Here is a 13,833-nt window from a genome sequence, read left to right on the forward strand (position 1 = left end):
GCCCGGATGACGACCCGAATCCTCCCCGCGGTCGGCGACCCGGACGCCGCCCGCGCCATCTCGACCCTCCTCAGCCAGCTCCCGGCCGCCGAACCGGCCGTGCCCGTCACCGACTCCACCGCGCTGCTCGACACGCTGGGCCGGCTGGCCACCGAGTCGATCGACGAGCTGCCCGAGGTGGTCCTCGTACACGAGCGGATCGGCCCCCTGCCGGCCCTGGAGCTCATCCGCGAGGTCGCCCTCCGCTTCCCGGCGGTGGGGGTCGTCCTGCTGTCCTCCGACGCCGGGCCCGCCCTGTTCTCCGCCGCCATGGACTCCGGCGCGCGGGGCCTGATCGGCCTGCCGGTCGCCTACGAGGAACTCGCGTCCCGGGTCCAGGCCGCCGCCCAGTGGTCCGTGGGCGTACGCCGCCACCTGGGGCGCGGCGCCGACGTGTTCACGGGCCCCGGCGGCCGGGTGGTCACGGTGACCGGTGCCAAGGGCGGCGTCGGCACCACCTTCACGGCGGTCCAGTTCGCGCTGGCCGCGGCCGCCTCGGGGCGGCGCACCGTGCTGGTCGACATGGACCTCCAGGCCGGGGACGTGGGCTCGTACCTCGACGTGCGGTTCCGGCGCTCGATCGCCGACCTCGCCGGGATCCAGGACATCTCGCCGCGCGTGCTCCAGGACGCGGTGTACGAGGACCGGACCGGCCTCGCGCTGCTGCTGGCCCCGGGCGACGGGGAGCGGGGCGAGGAGGTCGACGACCGGGCCGCCCGGCACATCGTCGGCGCCCTGCGCGGCCGCTACGAGCTCGTCGTCATCGACTGCGGGACCCAGGTCACCGGCGCCAACGCGGCCGCGGTGGAGATGGCGGACGTGGCGGTGCTGGTGACCACCCCGGACGTGGTCGCGGTGCGGGCGGCGAAGCGGATGGTCCGGATGTGGGAGCGGCTCCAGGTCCGCAAGGCGGAGGACACCTCGATGGTCGTCAACCGCTGGAGCAAGCACACGGAGATCCAGCCCTCGCTGATCCAGAAGATCACCAAGACCCGGGCCACCCGCACCCCGGTGCCCGCGGCGTTCAAGGAGCTCCAGGCCGTCGTGGACGCGGGGCGGGTGCAGGACCTGGACAACCGGTCGAGCGTGAAGCAGGCCCTGTGGACGCTGGCCGGGGAGCTGGGGCTGCTGTCGGCGCCCCAGGACGCGGCGGCGGCGGCCTCCGCCTCCGGGGCGGCGGGGGCCGGTGGGCCGGCCGGGGCGGCCGGGGCCGGAGCCGCGCTGGCGGTGCGCGCCGGCGGGCCGGTGGCCCGGCTCGGCCGCGGCGACCGGGGCGCGCTCGGCATCTGGTCGCGGCGCGGGCGGGAGGGCTGAGGCATGCCCCCACGCGGACGCGGACGGGTACGGGACGGGGGGCAGGTGGCGATCGAGTTCGTCGGCATGCTGCCGCTGATCCTGCTGCTCGTGGCGGCGGTGTGGGAGTGCGTCCTGATCGGGTACGCGTTCTCGCTGGCGGGCAACGCGGCGGACGAGGCGGCGCGGGCCGGGGCGGTGAAGGGCGGCCCCGCGTGCCAGGAGGCGGCGGCGCGGCACGTCGGCGGCGCCTGGCAGGCCTCGGCGGTCTGCGGAACCTCGGGCGACCTCTACACGGTCACGGTCACCCTGAAGGTCCCCGTGCTCGTCCCGGGTCTCAACACCGGGCTCACCGTCCAGGGCCACGGCGGCTCCCCGAACGAGAAGGAGGAGTGACATGGCACCGCACCCGTACTCGTACCCGCACTCCACTCGTAGCCGTTGCCGTCGCCGGGACGGTGGCGACCGGGGCCAAGTCGCCCTGGAATACCTCGGCTTCGTCCCCATCCTGCTGCTCGTCGCGCTGTGCGGCATCCAGCTCGGCTGGGCCGCGTACGTCGTCCAGCAGGCGGACACCGCCGCCCGTACCGCGGCGCGCGCGGAGGCCCGCGAGCCCGGCGCCGGCGCGGCGGCCGGCAAGCAGGCGATCCGGCCGAGCCTCGCGGGCGTGACGAACGTGGCCGTCGCGAAGACGGCCGACGCCGTGACCGTGACCGTGACCATCCCGATCAAATCGATCGTGCCCGGCGTGGCCGCGACGAGCGCCGTACGCACCGCCGTCATGCCCAACGACGACCCGGAGGTGACCGGACCATGAGCCTGCGCTCCCGGGTCAGCACGCCCGACGACCGGCACGGCCCGCGCGAGGACGGCCGGCTGGTCTCCTCGTACCGCGCCAAGCTGCTGGAGGAGATCGACCTCGCCGAGATGTCCGCGCTCGCGCCCGCCGAACGCCGGGCGCGGCTGGAGCGCGTACTCGGGCACATCATCAGCCGCGAGGGCCCGGTCCTGTCCACCGCCGAACGGGCCCAGCTGATCCGCCGGGTCGTGGACGAGGCGCTCGGCCTGGGCGTGCTCGAACCGCTCCTCGAAGACGCCTCGATCTCCGAGATCATGGTCAACGGCCCCGACCAGATCTTCGTGGAGCGCGGCGGGCGGGTGGAGCAGCTGCCGCTGCGCTTCGCCTCCAACGAGCAGCTGATGCAGACCATCGAGCGCATCGTCTCCACCGTCAACCGCCGGGTCGACGAGGCCAATCCGATGGTCGACGCCCGGCTGCCCAGCGGCGAACGCGTCAACGTCATCATCCCGCCGCTCTCGCTGACCGGCGCGACCCTCACCATCCGCCGCTTCCCGCGCGCCTTCACCCTGCACGAGATGATCGGCCTCGGCTCCCTCGACGAGCAGATGCTCCTGCTGCTGTCCGGGCTGGTCCAGGCGAAGACGAACCTGATCGTCTCCGGCGCCACCGGCACCGGCAAGACCACCCTCCTCAACGCCCTCTCCGGTCTGATCCCGGAGGGCGAGCGGATCATCACCATCGAGGACTCCGCCGAGCTCCAGCTCCAGCAGGCGCACGTCATCCGGCTGGAATCCCGCCCGGCGAACGTGGAGGGCAAGGGCCAGATCACCATCCGCGACCTCGTCAGGAACTCCCTGCGGATGCGCCCCGACCGCATCATCGTCGGCGAGGTGCGCGGCGGCGAGACGCTCGACATGCTCCAGGCGATGTCCACCGGCCACGACGGCTCCCTGGCGACCGTCCACGCCAACAGCTCCGGGGACGCCCTGATGCGGCTCCAGACCCTCGCCTCCATGTCGGAGGTGGAGATCCCGTTCGAGGCGCTCCAGGACCAGATCAACAGCGCCGTGAACGTCGTCGTCCAGCTCACCCGCTTCGGCGACGGCTCGCGCCGGATCACCGAGATCTCCGTCCTGGAGTCGCACGGGCGCGAACCGTTCCGCATGACCACGGTCTGCCGGTACGCGGCCCGGCCGATGGGGCCCGACGGGCGCGTCCAGGGCCACTTCGAGTACTACCCGCTGCCGCGCCGGATCGCGGACCGGCTCTACATGAACAACCAGCCGATTCCGCAGGCCTTCGGGGTCGCGCCGGAGGACGCCCTGAACGACCCGCTGACCGGACACTTTCCGTACGCCCCGCACACCTCGTACGCCCCGCAAGCCCTCCCCCCGCACCCCCGGAACCCCCGGACCGCCCTGTGAACCCACTGATCCTGCTCACCCTCGGTGCCACGGTGCTGGCCTGCCTGCTCGTCGTGCTGGGCCTGCACACGTACGCCGCGGGCCGCGCCCAGCGCGCGGCGCTCATCGAACGGCTGTCGGCGAGCGGGGCCCCGCCGCCCCTGGGGCGCAGACGCCGCTTCCAGGGCGTCGACCGGCGCCTGCGGAAGACGGAGCTGGGCCGACGGATCGAGCGGAAGCTCGGCGTCACCGGCCTGGACCTCACCCCGGGCGAGTTCCTCGTCTACGTGCTGGCGGCCGTCGTCGGCGTCTGGCTGGTCTCGGCCTCCTTCCTGGCCCCCTTCTTCGGCCCGGTCGCCGCCGTGATCGGCCTGTGGGCGGCCAACGCCTTCCTCAACTGGCAGCGCTCGCGCCGCAACGAGCGGTTCATCAACCAGCTCCCCGAGCTCGCGCGGATCCTGGCCAACGCCACCCAGGCCGGTCTGGCCCTGCGCACCGCCATCGGAATGGCGGCCGACGAGCTGGAGGCCCCGGCGGGCGAGGAACTGGCCCGGGTGGCCGACCGGCTCGCCATCGGGCACTCCATCGAGGAGTCCCTCGGCGAGATCACCGAGCGGCTGCCCTCGCGCGAGCTGGTCGTGCTCGTCTCCACCCTCGTGCTGTCCGCGCGGGCGGGCGGCGCGATCGTGGGCAGCCTGCGCAACCTCACGGTGACGCTGGAGCAGCGCAAGGAGACCCGCCGCGAGATCCGCACCCAGCTCTCGCAGGTGACGGTGACGGCCTATCTGGTACCGGTCATGGGGCTGGGCTCGCTGCTGCTGGTGGACGCGATGATGCCGGGCGCGCTGGACCGCATGACGGGCGCCGTCATCGGGCAGAGCGCCGTCCTGGTCGCCATCGGGCTCTTCACGCTCGGGTTCGTCCTCATCCGCCGCCTGTCCAAGATCGACGTATGAGGAGGCCGGCATGATCGCCCTGCTCCTGGCCTTGGCCGTGGCCCTCTCGGTCCTCGGCGCCTTCCACGGCATCCGGCTCTACCGGGCCGACGTCAAACTCCCCACCGACCTGGAACTCGCCCTCGAAGTCGGCGCCACCCGCACGACGGCGGTCGGCTCGGCCGTCGACCGCGCCGGCATCCGCTACGCGCCGCTGGTCCTGCGCCTGATGGGCCCGGACCGGGTGGCCCGCAAACGCCGCCAGATCGACACCGCGGGGAACCCGTCCGGCCTGACGATCGACCGCTACGCGGCCCGGCGCGCCGTCTACGCCTTCCTGGGGGCGGTCGGTGCCTTCGCGATGCTGCTCAACGGGCAGCTGGTGCTGGCGCTGCTGATGGTCGCGTTCGGGCTGTTCTGGATCGAGTTCGGCCTGTGGTCGGCGATCCGGATCCGGCGCGACCACATCGAGCGGACCCTGCCCGACTTCCTGGACGTGCTGGCGGTCGTCGTCAGCGCCGGACTGGGCTTCCGGCCCGCGCTGGAACGGGTCGCGGACAAGTACGAGGGGCCCTGGTCCGACGAGATCCGGATCACCCTCCAGCAGATGACCATGGGAGTCAGCCGCCGCCAGGCCTTCGACGAGCTGCGCCGGCGCAACGACTCCGAGCAGGTCGCCCAGTTCGTCACCGCGCTCCAGCAGGGCGAGGAACTGGGCTCCCCGATCGTGGAGACCCTGATCGCCCTCGCCGAGGACATGCGCCGCACGGACGCCCAGAACGCCCGCCGCAGGGCGGCGCGGGCGGTGCCGAAGGCGACGCTGGTGGTCACGATGTTCATGCTGCCGGGCACCATGATCCTGCTGATCGGCGGATTCGTGTACGGCGCGGACGTCGACTTCGGCGCGATGTTCGGGGGCGGCTGAGCCATGGCGGTACTCGACGTCACCCTCGGCTCCCGGGACCGGCCGACCGCCGCCCGCGCCGCGGAGCCCTCACCGGCGCTCCAGGCCAACGCGTTGCAGGCGCTGTGCCGCCAGGTGTTCGCCTTCCGGCTGGTGATGATCGCGCTGGGCACGCCGCTCGCCCTGGGGCGGACGGCGCCCGGGGGGCCGACGTACCTGGTGGGCGGGGCCGTCCTGGTCACCTTCATGCTCTCGTACGCGCTCTTCCGCGACTGGGAGCGGTGCGGGCCGCTGCTGCTGAGGCACCGCTGGCTGCTCGCCGCGGACATGGCCTTCAGTGCGCTGTTACTGATCGCGGCGCGGCCCGAGTCGCCACTCGGCCTCGTCGCGGTCTGCACCCCGCTGCTGGCCGGGCTGGTCTACGGCTGGCGCGGCTCGGCGGTGTACGCGGCGGTCCAGGCGGTCATCGTGGCCCTGTCGGCCGAGGGGCTGACCCTGGCGGTCCTGTGCGTACTCGCGGGCGCCGCCGGTGCCTGCCTACGGGACCTCCTGTTCCGTTTCGGCTCGGCGAGCCAGGCCCTGACGGAGACCCTGGCCCGGCTGGCGGTGGCCGAGGCGGTCCGCGGCGAACGGGAGCGGCTGGCCCGGGAGATGCACGACTCCGTGGCCAAGACCCTGCACGGCCTGGCCCTGTCGGCGGACGCCCTGGCGCGGACGACGGACCCGGCGGCCATCCGCCGGCAGGCCGAGCTGCTGTCCGGCGCCGCCCGCCGGGCCGCGGCCGAATCCCGCGAGCTCCTGACGGACCTGCGCCGCGACCTGGACGCCCCGGGCGTCTCGCTGCTGGGCGAAATGCGCCGCCTCGCGCCCGCCGGTACGGAGATCCGCGCGACGGGCACCCTGCCGGTGGTGCCCGGCGTGGTGGCCCGGCAGCTGCTGGCGGTGACGGCGGAGGCGCTGGAGAACGCCCGCCGGCACGCGGGAGCCGCGCGCGTCGAGGTCGAGGTGGGCGCCGACCACACCCGCCTCACCCTGGCGGTACGGGACGACGGCCGCGGCCTGCCGGCCGCCGGGGCCGACCTCTCGCTCCTGCGGGAGGCGGGCCGTTTCGGGCTGCTCGGCATGACGGAACGCGCCGCCTCGATCGGCGCCCGCATCCACATCGGCGCCCGCCCGGACGGCCTGCCCGGCACCGAGGTCCGGCTGGACCTCCCGCTCGCCGCTCTGACCGGGGAGGGTGGCGCATGACGCCCCTGCGAGTCCTGGTCGCCGACGACAACCCGGTCGTCCGCGCGGGCCTGACCGCCCTGCTGGCCACCGCCGAGGGCATCGAGGTGATCGCCCAGGCCGCCGACGGCGGCGAGGCCCTGCACCTCACGCGGCTGCACGCCCCGGACGTCATCCTGCTGGACGTGCGGATGCCCGGCGTGGACGGCATCTCGGCGCTCCCGCACCTGGTGCGGCTGGCGCCAGTGCTGATGCTGACGTACAGCCGCGAAACCGAAATCGTCCGGGAGGCGCTGCTGTTGGGTGCGGGCGGCTACCTGGTCCACGGCGAATTCACTCCGGACCTCCTGGTCACAGCCGTCCACGACGTTCACGCGGGCCGCCCCCACCTCAGCCCGACGGCGGCGGGCACCCTGCTCTCCGACCTACGGGCCTCTTCGCATCCGCAACGAACTGTGGCACAGTCTTCTCAGCGCCTGCCCAACCACATTGCTTTCGGGTTGAGTTCACGCGAGGAGGAGGTCATGGATCTCATCGCGTCCGGGATGAGCAACCAGCAGATCGCGGCCACCTGCTTCATCAGTGAGAAGACGGTCAAGAACCACATCAACCGGATCTTCGCGAAGCTCCAGAGCGCGACGCGCAGCGAGGCCATAGCCCGCTGGCTGGGAACCGCCCGTCCGGGGGTGTCCGGTCATGGGTAGACGGAGTGCGCGATGGGTCCGTAAATGGGTCTCGGGGCCCTTGGCTACGGGTGGGCACAGGCCGTACGGTCCGCGAATCCACAGCCGTACCGGACCGGGAGGGACCCCCCATGCCGAACAGTGCGCTGCTCAAGGCAATGATCGAAGCGAAGCTCTGGATGAACGGTCGCAAGGGCGACGACAGTGGTCAGACGGCGTTCGAGTACCTGGGGATCATCCTGGTGGTCGTAGTGATCATCGGGGCGATCGTCGGTTCGGGGATCGGTACGGCGATCACGGACCGGATCGCCGAGGCGGTCGAGAGCATCACGGCCGGGTGACCGGACGGGGCACGGGCGACCGCGGGCAGGCCTTTCCCCTATACATCGTGGCGATGACAGGCCTGCTCTTCGCCGTGTTCCTCTTCGTGGTCGTGGGAATGGCCGGTGACACGCGCAGCGACGCACAGGGCGCCGCCGACGCGGCGGCGCTCGCGGCCGCCCGTGAAGCGAGGGACACCGTGTTCGTGGGCGGTGACCTCCTTGCCCTCACCTCGGCCGACTGGGAGAGGATCCTCGGCGGTGACCGCTTCGAGCTGACGGGAGCGTGCGCCAAGGCCGCGGCCTTCGCCGCGTCGAACGGCGCCACCGCCGAGTGCGAGCCGCACCTCCCCAAGTTCACCGTCGCGGTGACCACGGAGGGCACCGTCGGGAAATCGGTCGTCCCGGGCAGCGAGAGCGTGCACGGCAAGGCCACGGCGACCGCTGAGATCGAGCCGCGCTGCACCCTGGTCTCCGGGCCTGCTCCCAGTCCCACGCCGGAGCCCACCCCCACCGGAACAGCGAGTCCGTCGCCTTCACCGAGCGCCACACCGAAGCCCAGCGTGGTTTCCCTGAGCTGCAAGGGCGGCGGATCCGTTGATGTGGACCCTTCGAAACCAGGTCCGTTGACCCAGCTGGCGAGGAAACTCTTCAGCGTCCGACTGACCGACTGACAGCGAACGAGAGACAAGGAACCGGCGTACATGGGCATTCGGCAGAAGGTGAAGGTCCGCGGGGGAGCGGCCGTTGCGGTTGCGGCGGTCCTGTCCCTCACGTTGGCCGGGTGCGGCGGCGGTGATGAGAAGCCGACAAAGGAGGCGCAGAAGTCGGCTGCTTCCCAGCCGCAAGGGAGTGGTGCTCAGAAGCCCTCACCCACGGGTGGGGGCAGCTCAGAGCCGCTTGAGGTGATCGCTACGTCGGCCGGACCGGCCGGCATCGTCCTGACGCTCAATTCCGCGGTCCGGGACCAGGGCGGGTTCCTCACGGTCAGCGGCCAGATCAAGAACGGTGGATCAGACACGTTCGTGCGGGTCACGGCCTGGAAAGGCGACGAGAAGGGTGCGAGCGCCACCTCGGTTGCCGGGGCCACGCTGACCGACAAGGCGGGCAAGAAGCGTTACTACGTGCTGCGGGACACGGAGGGGAGATGTCTGTGCACCATCGGGATCACGAAGATCTCGGCGGGGGAGACCATCCCGTTCTTCGCCCAGTTCCCGGCACCGCCTGCCGGCACCACGGAGGTTGACTTCAACCTGCCGACCTTCGCCACGGCCACCATCAAAGTCTCCGGGTGACCTCATGACCACACGCCATCGTGTTGCCGCAGCCGTTGCGGTGTCCTCCGTAGTCATCGCCGGGGCGCACCTCATCGGTGCCACGGCCGCCTACGCAGCGGACAATCCGACCGCGCCGCCCGGCACGGAGCCGTCCGCGTCGGCGCCCGTGCCGATCGACTCCAGTGCGCCGGGACTCAAGATTCCCCAGGGTGGAACGCTCGCTCCTGTCAAGGTGCTGGACATCGCCGAGGTCGTCGAAGACCTCGGCGGTGAGCAGCGCCGGCAGGAGACCAATCAGACCGTCATGATGGCGCTCCAGTCCGAGGTGCTCTTCCCGGAGGACAGCTCGGTGTTCAACGCCCAGGCGGCCGCCCGGATCCAGGCCATCGCCAACGAGATCAACCAGCAGAAGGCGACCCGCGTCCGGGTCTTCGGGTTCACCGACGACCAGGGCAGCTACGAGCACGGCAAGGAGCTGTCCAAGAAGCGCGCCGACGCCGTGCAGGTCGAGCTGGCCAAGACCGTCACCAACCCCAGCGTCATCTTCGACGTCCGGGGCTACAGCGAGGACTACCCGATCGCCGACAACGGCACCGAGGAGGGCCGCAAGAAGAACCGCCGGGTCGAGATCACCTTCCCGCGCGGCGCCGCCGGCTAGGCGCTCGGCGGTCGCGGGTGGATGGACGGTGGTCGGGCGGATGGCGGATCATGGTGTGATGCCGCTCCGTTCGCACGAGGTCGATCTGTTCGAGAAGTCCAGGGGCCGTCTGGAGGCGATCGCCTACCGGCTGTTGGGGTCGGCCGGGGATGCCGAGGACGCCGTGCAGGACGCGTTCCTGCGGTGGCACGCGGCGGACCGGGAGCGGATCGAGACGCCCGAGGCGTGGCTGACGAAGGTGCTCACCAACCTCTGCCTCAATCAGCTCACCTCGGCGCGGGCCAGGCGCGAGACCTACGTGGGGCAGTGGCTCCCGGAGCCGGTCCTGGCGGGGGACCGGATGCTCGGTCCCGCCGACACCGCCGAGCAGCGCGAGTCGGTGTCGATGGCGGTGCTCACCCTGATGGAGCGGCTGTCGCCCAATGAGCGCGCGGTGTACGTGCTGCGCGAGGCGTTCGGCTACGCGCACCGTGAGATCGCGGAGATCCTCGACCTCACCGAATCGAACTGCCAGCAGATCCACCGCCGCGCCAAGCAGCACCTCGGCGCCGAGCGGTCCCGCACCGAGGTCGACGGGGCCGCCGCGGAGAAGGTGGTCCGGGAGTTCCTCGCCGCGGCGCTCAGCGGCGACACCGAGCCGCTGATCCGGCTGCTCACCGCAGACGCGGTCAGCGTGGCCGACGGCGGCGCCGGGGTTCCGGCCCGCAGGACGGCGGTCATCGGCGCGCTCGGCATCGCGCGCTACCTGCGCGGCCTGTTCCGGCCGGGCAAGGCGAAGCGGGACCACGTCGGCGGCAGCGTCGCCCTCCATGCCGCCGTCGTCAACGGCGGTCCCGCCGTGGTGATCGTGGCCGGCGGGCGCGTCCTCGGTGTCCTGTGCCTCGATACGGCGGCCGACGGCGCCGTCGGGGCGATCCGCATCCAGGTCAATCCCGACAAACTGGAGCGCATCACGCGCCAGTGGGCGGCCGCGGGCCCCGGCCAGGCCCTCGCCGAGGCGTGGTGACCCACGTCACTTCCGTGACCTGTCAGGGATCGCGGGGCTGTCCGGTTCAAGGGGGGAGTCCAACCGGATAGGGAGCCAGCCATGAAGCACCGCATAGTCGTCCTCGGAGCCGGGTACGCCGGAGCCGTCACCGCCGGTCGCCTCGCCAAGCGGCTGCACCGCGACGACGTCGAGATCACCCTGGTCAACGGCGACCCCGAGTTCGTCGAGCGGGTGCGTCTGCACCAGCTCGCGAGCGGGCAGGAGCTGCGCAGCCGCCCGCTGCGCGACCTCTACGCCGGCACCGGCGTCCGGGTCCGGTCGGCGTGGGTCACCGCGCTCGACGCGGACCGCAAGACCGTCGACCTCACCGGCGAGGGCCTCGCCGGTGAGACCCTCGGCTACGACAGCCTCGTGTACGCCCTGGGCAGCACCAGCGCCGACCAGGGCGTCCCCGGGGTCGCCGAGTACGCCCACAACGTGTCCGGGAAGCGGGACGCGCTGCGACTGCGGGCGCGCCTGGCCGAGTTGGAGCCGGGCGGGACCGTCCTGGTCGTCGGCGGCGGCCTGACCGGGATCGAGGCGGCCGCCGAGTTCGCCGAGGCCCGCCCGGACCTCAAGGTCGCCATCGCCGCCCGCGGCGGCGTCGGAGACCGGCTCAGCGACAAGGCGCGGCGCCACCTGCGCGGAGCCTTCGACCGCCTCGGCGTCACGGTCCACGAGGGCGCCGACGTCACGCGCGTCGAAGCGGACGGGGTGGTCACCGGTGCGGGCGTCCGGCTCCCGGCCCAGGTGACCGTGTGGACCGCGGGGTTCGCCGTCCACCCGATCGCGGCCGCCACCACCCTGGAGGTCTCCGGCACGGGCCGGATCGTCGTGGACGCCACCATGCGTTCGGTCTCGCACCCCGATGTGTACGCCGTCGGTGACGCCGCCCTCGCCGAAGGGGCGGGCGGCAAGCCGCTGCGGATGGCCTGCGCGACGGCGTCGCCGATGGCCTGGCAGGCGGCGGACGCCCTCGCCGCGCGCCTCACGGGACGCAAGGTCCCCGAGACCACGATCGGGTACGTCACCCAGTGCGTCAGCCTCGGACGCCGCGACGGAATCCTCCAGAAGGTGACCCCCGAGGACGAGGTCACACCCACCGTCCTCACCGGCCGCGCCGGCGCCCGCGTCAAGGAACTCATCTGCGCGGGCGCGGCCTGGAGCGTCTCGCACCCGACGCTGATGCTGCCGAGCCGCCGCCACCGCCTCGCCCCGGCCCGCGCCCGGGAGACCCGTCTCGCCGCCACCTGACGGACATCGCCTAGCCGACGCGGCTCGCGTTCAGCAGGACGTGGGCCGCCTCGAGGGCCCGGATGGCCGGGGCGGGGCCCGGGGTGAGGGCCGCGACCGCCGTCGCGCCCTCGGCCAGCAGCAGGAGCTGGTCCGCCAGCTCCTCGCGGTCCGGGCCGACCAGGTCGCCCAGCAGGGCCCGTAGTTCCGCCTTGTGGCGGCGCACCACGTCCAGCACCCCGGCCGGGCCCGCACCCAGTTCCCCGTACGCGTTCAGGAACGCGCAGCCCCGGAAGTCCGGCTCGGAGAACCATCGGCCGAGCCAGTCGAAGACGGCCGCGACCGGATCGGCGGAGCCCGTCACCGCCTCGCGCAGGCTCGCCGTCCAGCGCCGGTCGCGGCGCTCCAGGTAGGCCGTGACCAGGGCTTCCTTGGCGGGGAAGATCCGGTAGAGCCGTTTGAGCGGGACGCCCGACTCCGCGCGGATGCGGTCCATGCCGACGGCCTGGACGCCCTCGGCGTAGAACAGCGCCTCGGCGGCGTCCAGCAGGCGGGTCCGCGCCTCTTCGTCGTCCATGGCAGCAGCGTAATGCAGATCCCTTGTCAGGAGAACGGTCGTTCTCTAGGGTTGAGAACGATCGTTCTCGCAGCTCGTCCCGAGAGGTTCCGCCATGACCGCTGCCGCCGCCCGCCCGCCCCTGCCCCCCTTCACGGAGGAGAGCGCCCTCGCCAAGGTCCAGGCCGCGGAGGACGCCTGGAACAGCCGCGACCCCGAGCGCGTCGCCCTCGCCTATACGGAGGACTCCGTCTGGCGCAACCGCGACCGCTTCCTCTCCGGCCGCGCCGAGATCCGCGCCTTCCTCGCCGACAAGTGGCGGCGCGAGCTCGACTACCGGCTCCGCAAGGAGCTGTGGGCGTACACCGGCAACCGCATCTCCGTCCGCTTCGAGTACGAGTGGCACGACGAGGCCGGCCAGTGGTGGCGCAGCCACGGCAACGAGCAGTGGGAGTTCGACCCCGACGGCCTGATGCGCCGCCGCGAGGCCAGCATCAACGACGTCCCGATCGCCGTCTCGGAGCGCCGCCTCCGCTGAGCCGGACCCGCGAGCGGGCGTGACGAGCGCGGCGAGGGCTGCGGCGGCCGCGGTCGCCGTCGCTGCGGCGAAGGCGAAGGTGAGGGCGAAGGTGAAGCGGAAGCGGCGTGACATGGCGGCGTCCTGTCCTGGGGCAGTGCGCCGAGGTCGGTCCCAATGGCGCGCATGTCACCGAAGGTAGCCGATTTGGTTACTGAGCGTAATTACTTCTGCCCTGAACCCCCCGATCGGGTGAGGGGGGAGCCCTGGGCCGCTACTCGTGGGAGTGGGCTTGTGTGATGAGGTCCATGGCGATCGTGAGGGCCGCCTGCCGGGTCTCCTCCGGGTCGGCCTCCACGTGCTGGAGGAACATCATCCCGGCGTGCAGCGTGAACAGGGCGCTCACGCACCGCACCTGGTCCTCCAGGGGCCGGTCCGCCGCCTGCAGGAGGCCCACCAGGAGGAAGAGCCGGCGCTTCATGGTCTCGCCGATGCTCAGCTCCCGCATCGTCGCCTGGTTCTCCTGCATGAAGCGGAACAGCGACGCGCCCGCCGCCATCGCCTCGCTGTAGCGGCGCAGCACTTCCCGCTTCATCTCCAGCGTCTTCGGCTGCTGCTGCGCCCACTCGATCAGCTCGTCGATCGGTCGCGTCAGGTCGTCGAAGAGGCTGATGATGATGTCTTCCTTGGTCTTGAAGTGGTAGTACAGCGCCGCCTTCGTGACCTCCAGCCGTTCCGCGATCTCCCGCAGCGACGTCTTCTCGTAACCCTGTTCGGCGAAGAGCTCCAGCGCTACGTCCTGGATTCGCTGGCGCGTGTCGCCCCGCCGCTGCTGCGGACTGCTGCTGGTGGACATGACGCTCTCCCCAAAAGTTACTTACTTGACGACCGGCTAGTGACCGGTTTACCTTCCCCAGTGTAGAGAACTAGCCGGGCGACAAGTAAGTGCCCGGCGCTCG

Annotated in this window: 17 protein-coding genes; 15 read left to right on the plus strand and 2 right to left on the minus strand. The window is 72.1% G+C overall.

The features are described from left to right. The first annotated feature begins 6 nt into the window (after positions 1 to 6). The 14 genes from EES41_RS22935 (at position 7) to EES41_RS23000 (ending at position 11,822) form a co-directional block, all read left to right on the plus strand. Complete coding sequence (locus EES41_RS22935; RefSeq protein ID WP_123080113.1) at positions 7 to 1,353, plus strand: AAA family ATPase; 1,347 nt, start codon at positions 7 to 9, stop codon at positions 1,351 to 1,353. Between the two features lie 3 nt (positions 1,354 to 1,356). Then, complete coding sequence (locus tag EES41_RS22940; protein WP_123080114.1) at positions 1,357 to 1,728, plus strand: TadE/TadG family type IV pilus assembly protein; 372 nt, start codon at positions 1,357 to 1,359, stop codon at positions 1,726 to 1,728. 1 nt (position 1,729) lies between these two features. Then, a complete protein-coding gene (locus EES41_RS22945; RefSeq protein ID WP_123080115.1) occupies positions 1,730 to 2,149 on the plus strand; it encodes a TadE/TadG family type IV pilus assembly protein in 420 nt (139 codons plus the stop codon). Then, the gene (locus tag EES41_RS22950) at positions 2,146 to 3,558 is read left to right on the plus strand and encodes a CpaF family protein (protein ID WP_123080116.1); all 1,413 of its coding nucleotides are present in this window, start codon (positions 2,146 to 2,148) and stop codon (positions 3,556 to 3,558) included. Before EES41_RS22945 ends, EES41_RS22950 begins: the two co-directional genes overlap by 4 nt. After that, entirely contained in the window at positions 3,555 to 4,493 is a 939-nt protein-coding gene (locus EES41_RS22955; protein ID WP_123080117.1) for a type II secretion system F family protein, read from the plus strand. The genes EES41_RS22950 and EES41_RS22955 overlap by 4 nt, the downstream gene beginning before the upstream one ends. Before the next feature lie 13 nt (positions 4,494 to 4,506). Continuing rightward, a complete protein-coding gene (locus EES41_RS22960; RefSeq protein ID WP_079195939.1) occupies positions 4,507 to 5,397 on the plus strand; it encodes a DUF5936 domain-containing protein in 891 nt (296 codons plus the stop codon). A gap of 3 nt (positions 5,398 to 5,400) precedes the next feature. Next, positions 5,401 to 6,624, plus strand: coding sequence for a sensor histidine kinase (locus EES41_RS22965; protein ID WP_123080118.1), 1,224 nt, complete (start codon positions 5,401 to 5,403; stop codon positions 6,622 to 6,624). Beyond that, positions 6,621 to 7,307 carry a response regulator transcription factor gene (locus EES41_RS22970; protein ID WP_123080119.1) on the plus strand — a complete coding sequence of 229 codons (687 nt, stop codon included), beginning with the start codon at positions 6,621 to 6,623 and terminating at the stop codon, positions 7,305 to 7,307. Before EES41_RS22965 ends, EES41_RS22970 begins: the two co-directional genes overlap by 4 nt. Positions 7,308 to 7,444: 137 nt before the next feature. Continuing rightward, positions 7,445 to 7,627 carry a hypothetical protein gene (locus EES41_RS22975; RefSeq protein WP_123082639.1) on the plus strand — a complete coding sequence of 61 codons (183 nt, stop codon included), beginning with the start codon at positions 7,445 to 7,447 and terminating at the stop codon, positions 7,625 to 7,627. Then, a complete protein-coding gene (locus EES41_RS22980) occupies positions 7,624 to 8,280 on the plus strand; it encodes a pilus assembly protein TadG-related protein (protein ID WP_123080120.1) in 657 nt (218 codons plus the stop codon). Before EES41_RS22975 ends, EES41_RS22980 begins: the two co-directional genes overlap by 4 nt. A 30-nt stretch (positions 8,281 to 8,310) precedes the next feature. Next, the gene (locus EES41_RS22985) at positions 8,311 to 8,901 is read left to right on the plus strand and encodes a hypothetical protein (RefSeq protein WP_123080121.1); all 591 of its coding nucleotides are present in this window, start codon (positions 8,311 to 8,313) and stop codon (positions 8,899 to 8,901) included. A 4-nt stretch (positions 8,902 to 8,905) separates the two neighbouring features. After that, a complete protein-coding gene (locus EES41_RS22990; RefSeq protein ID WP_123080122.1) occupies positions 8,906 to 9,541 on the plus strand; it encodes an OmpA family protein in 636 nt (211 codons plus the stop codon). A gap of 58 nt (positions 9,542 to 9,599) precedes the next feature. After that, on the plus strand, positions 9,600 to 10,547 hold the full coding sequence (sigJ, locus tag EES41_RS22995) for an RNA polymerase sigma factor SigJ (protein ID WP_123080123.1): 948 nt from the start codon (positions 9,600 to 9,602) through the stop codon (positions 10,545 to 10,547). A gap of 81 nt (positions 10,548 to 10,628) precedes the next feature. Then, positions 10,629 to 11,822 carry an NAD(P)/FAD-dependent oxidoreductase gene (locus EES41_RS23000; RefSeq protein ID WP_123080124.1) on the plus strand — a complete coding sequence of 398 codons (1,194 nt, stop codon included), beginning with the start codon at positions 10,629 to 10,631 and terminating at the stop codon, positions 11,820 to 11,822. Between the two features lie 10 nt (positions 11,823 to 11,832). Here the strand turns inward: EES41_RS23000 and EES41_RS23005 are convergent, their stop codons facing one another. Beyond that, positions 11,833 to 12,378 (minus strand): TetR/AcrR family transcriptional regulator, encoded by a 546-nt coding sequence (locus EES41_RS23005; protein WP_123080125.1) that lies wholly within the window; start codon positions 12,376 to 12,378, stop codon positions 11,833 to 11,835. Between the two features lie 94 nt (positions 12,379 to 12,472). Between EES41_RS23005 and EES41_RS23010 the strand changes: the two genes are divergently transcribed. Next, positions 12,473 to 12,895: a nuclear transport factor 2 family protein gene (locus EES41_RS23010; RefSeq protein WP_123080126.1), complete on the plus strand. Its 423-nt coding sequence runs from the start codon at positions 12,473 to 12,475 to the stop codon at positions 12,893 to 12,895. A gap of 253 nt (positions 12,896 to 13,148) precedes the next feature. Here EES41_RS23010 and EES41_RS23015 read toward each other — a convergent pair whose 3' ends face one another. Further along, a complete protein-coding gene (locus tag EES41_RS23015; protein ID WP_123080127.1) occupies positions 13,149 to 13,730 on the minus strand; it encodes a TetR/AcrR family transcriptional regulator in 582 nt (193 codons plus the stop codon). Between the last annotated feature and the right edge of the window lie 103 nt (positions 13,731 to 13,833).

It is taken from the genome of Streptomyces sp. ADI95-16, from assembly GCF_003721495.1.
In the GTDB taxonomy this organism is placed as follows: domain Bacteria; phylum Actinomycetota; class Actinomycetes; order Streptomycetales; family Streptomycetaceae; genus Streptomyces; species Streptomyces goshikiensis.

What these genes read in the sequence shown, in the direction of transcription:
- EES41_RS22985 (WP_123080121.1), top strand. Translation starts at nt 8,311, where the DNA reads ATGGGCATTCGGCAGAAGGTGAAGGTCCGCGGGGGAGCGGCCGTTGCG.
- EES41_RS23010 (WP_123080126.1), top strand. Translation starts at nt 12,473, where the DNA reads ATGACCGCTGCCGCCGCCCGCCCGCCCCTGCCCCCCTTCACGGAGGAG.
- EES41_RS22950 (WP_123080116.1), top strand. Translation starts at nt 2,146, where the DNA reads ATGAGCCTGCGCTCCCGGGTCAGCACGCCCGACGACCGGCACGGCCCG.
- EES41_RS22990 (WP_123080122.1), top strand. Translation starts at nt 8,906, where the DNA reads ATGACCACACGCCATCGTGTTGCCGCAGCCGTTGCGGTGTCCTCCGTA.
- EES41_RS22945 (WP_123080115.1), top strand. Translation starts at nt 1,730, where the DNA reads ATGGCACCGCACCCGTACTCGTACCCGCACTCCACTCGTAGCCGTTGC.
- EES41_RS23015 (WP_123080127.1), bottom strand. Translation starts at nt 13,730, where the DNA reads ATGTCCACCAGCAGCAGTCCGCAGCAGCGGCGGGGCGACACGCGCCAG.
- EES41_RS22975 (WP_123082639.1), top strand. Translation starts at nt 7,445, where the DNA reads ATGATCGAAGCGAAGCTCTGGATGAACGGTCGCAAGGGCGACGACAGT.
- EES41_RS22940 (WP_123080114.1), top strand. Translation starts at nt 1,357, where the DNA reads ATGCCCCCACGCGGACGCGGACGGGTACGGGACGGGGGGCAGGTGGCG.
- EES41_RS23000 (WP_123080124.1), top strand. Translation starts at nt 10,629, where the DNA reads ATGAAGCACCGCATAGTCGTCCTCGGAGCCGGGTACGCCGGAGCCGTC.
- EES41_RS22935 (WP_123080113.1), top strand. Translation starts at nt 7, where the DNA reads ATGACGACCCGAATCCTCCCCGCGGTCGGCGACCCGGACGCCGCCCGC.
- EES41_RS23005 (WP_123080125.1), bottom strand. Translation starts at nt 12,378, where the DNA reads ATGGACGACGAAGAGGCGCGGACCCGCCTGCTGGACGCCGCCGAGGCG.
- EES41_RS22965 (WP_123080118.1), top strand. Translation starts at nt 5,401, where the DNA reads ATGGCGGTACTCGACGTCACCCTCGGCTCCCGGGACCGGCCGACCGCC.
- EES41_RS22970 (WP_123080119.1), top strand. Translation starts at nt 6,621, where the DNA reads ATGACGCCCCTGCGAGTCCTGGTCGCCGACGACAACCCGGTCGTCCGC.
- sigJ (WP_123080123.1), top strand. Translation starts at nt 9,600, where the DNA reads ATGCCGCTCCGTTCGCACGAGGTCGATCTGTTCGAGAAGTCCAGGGGC.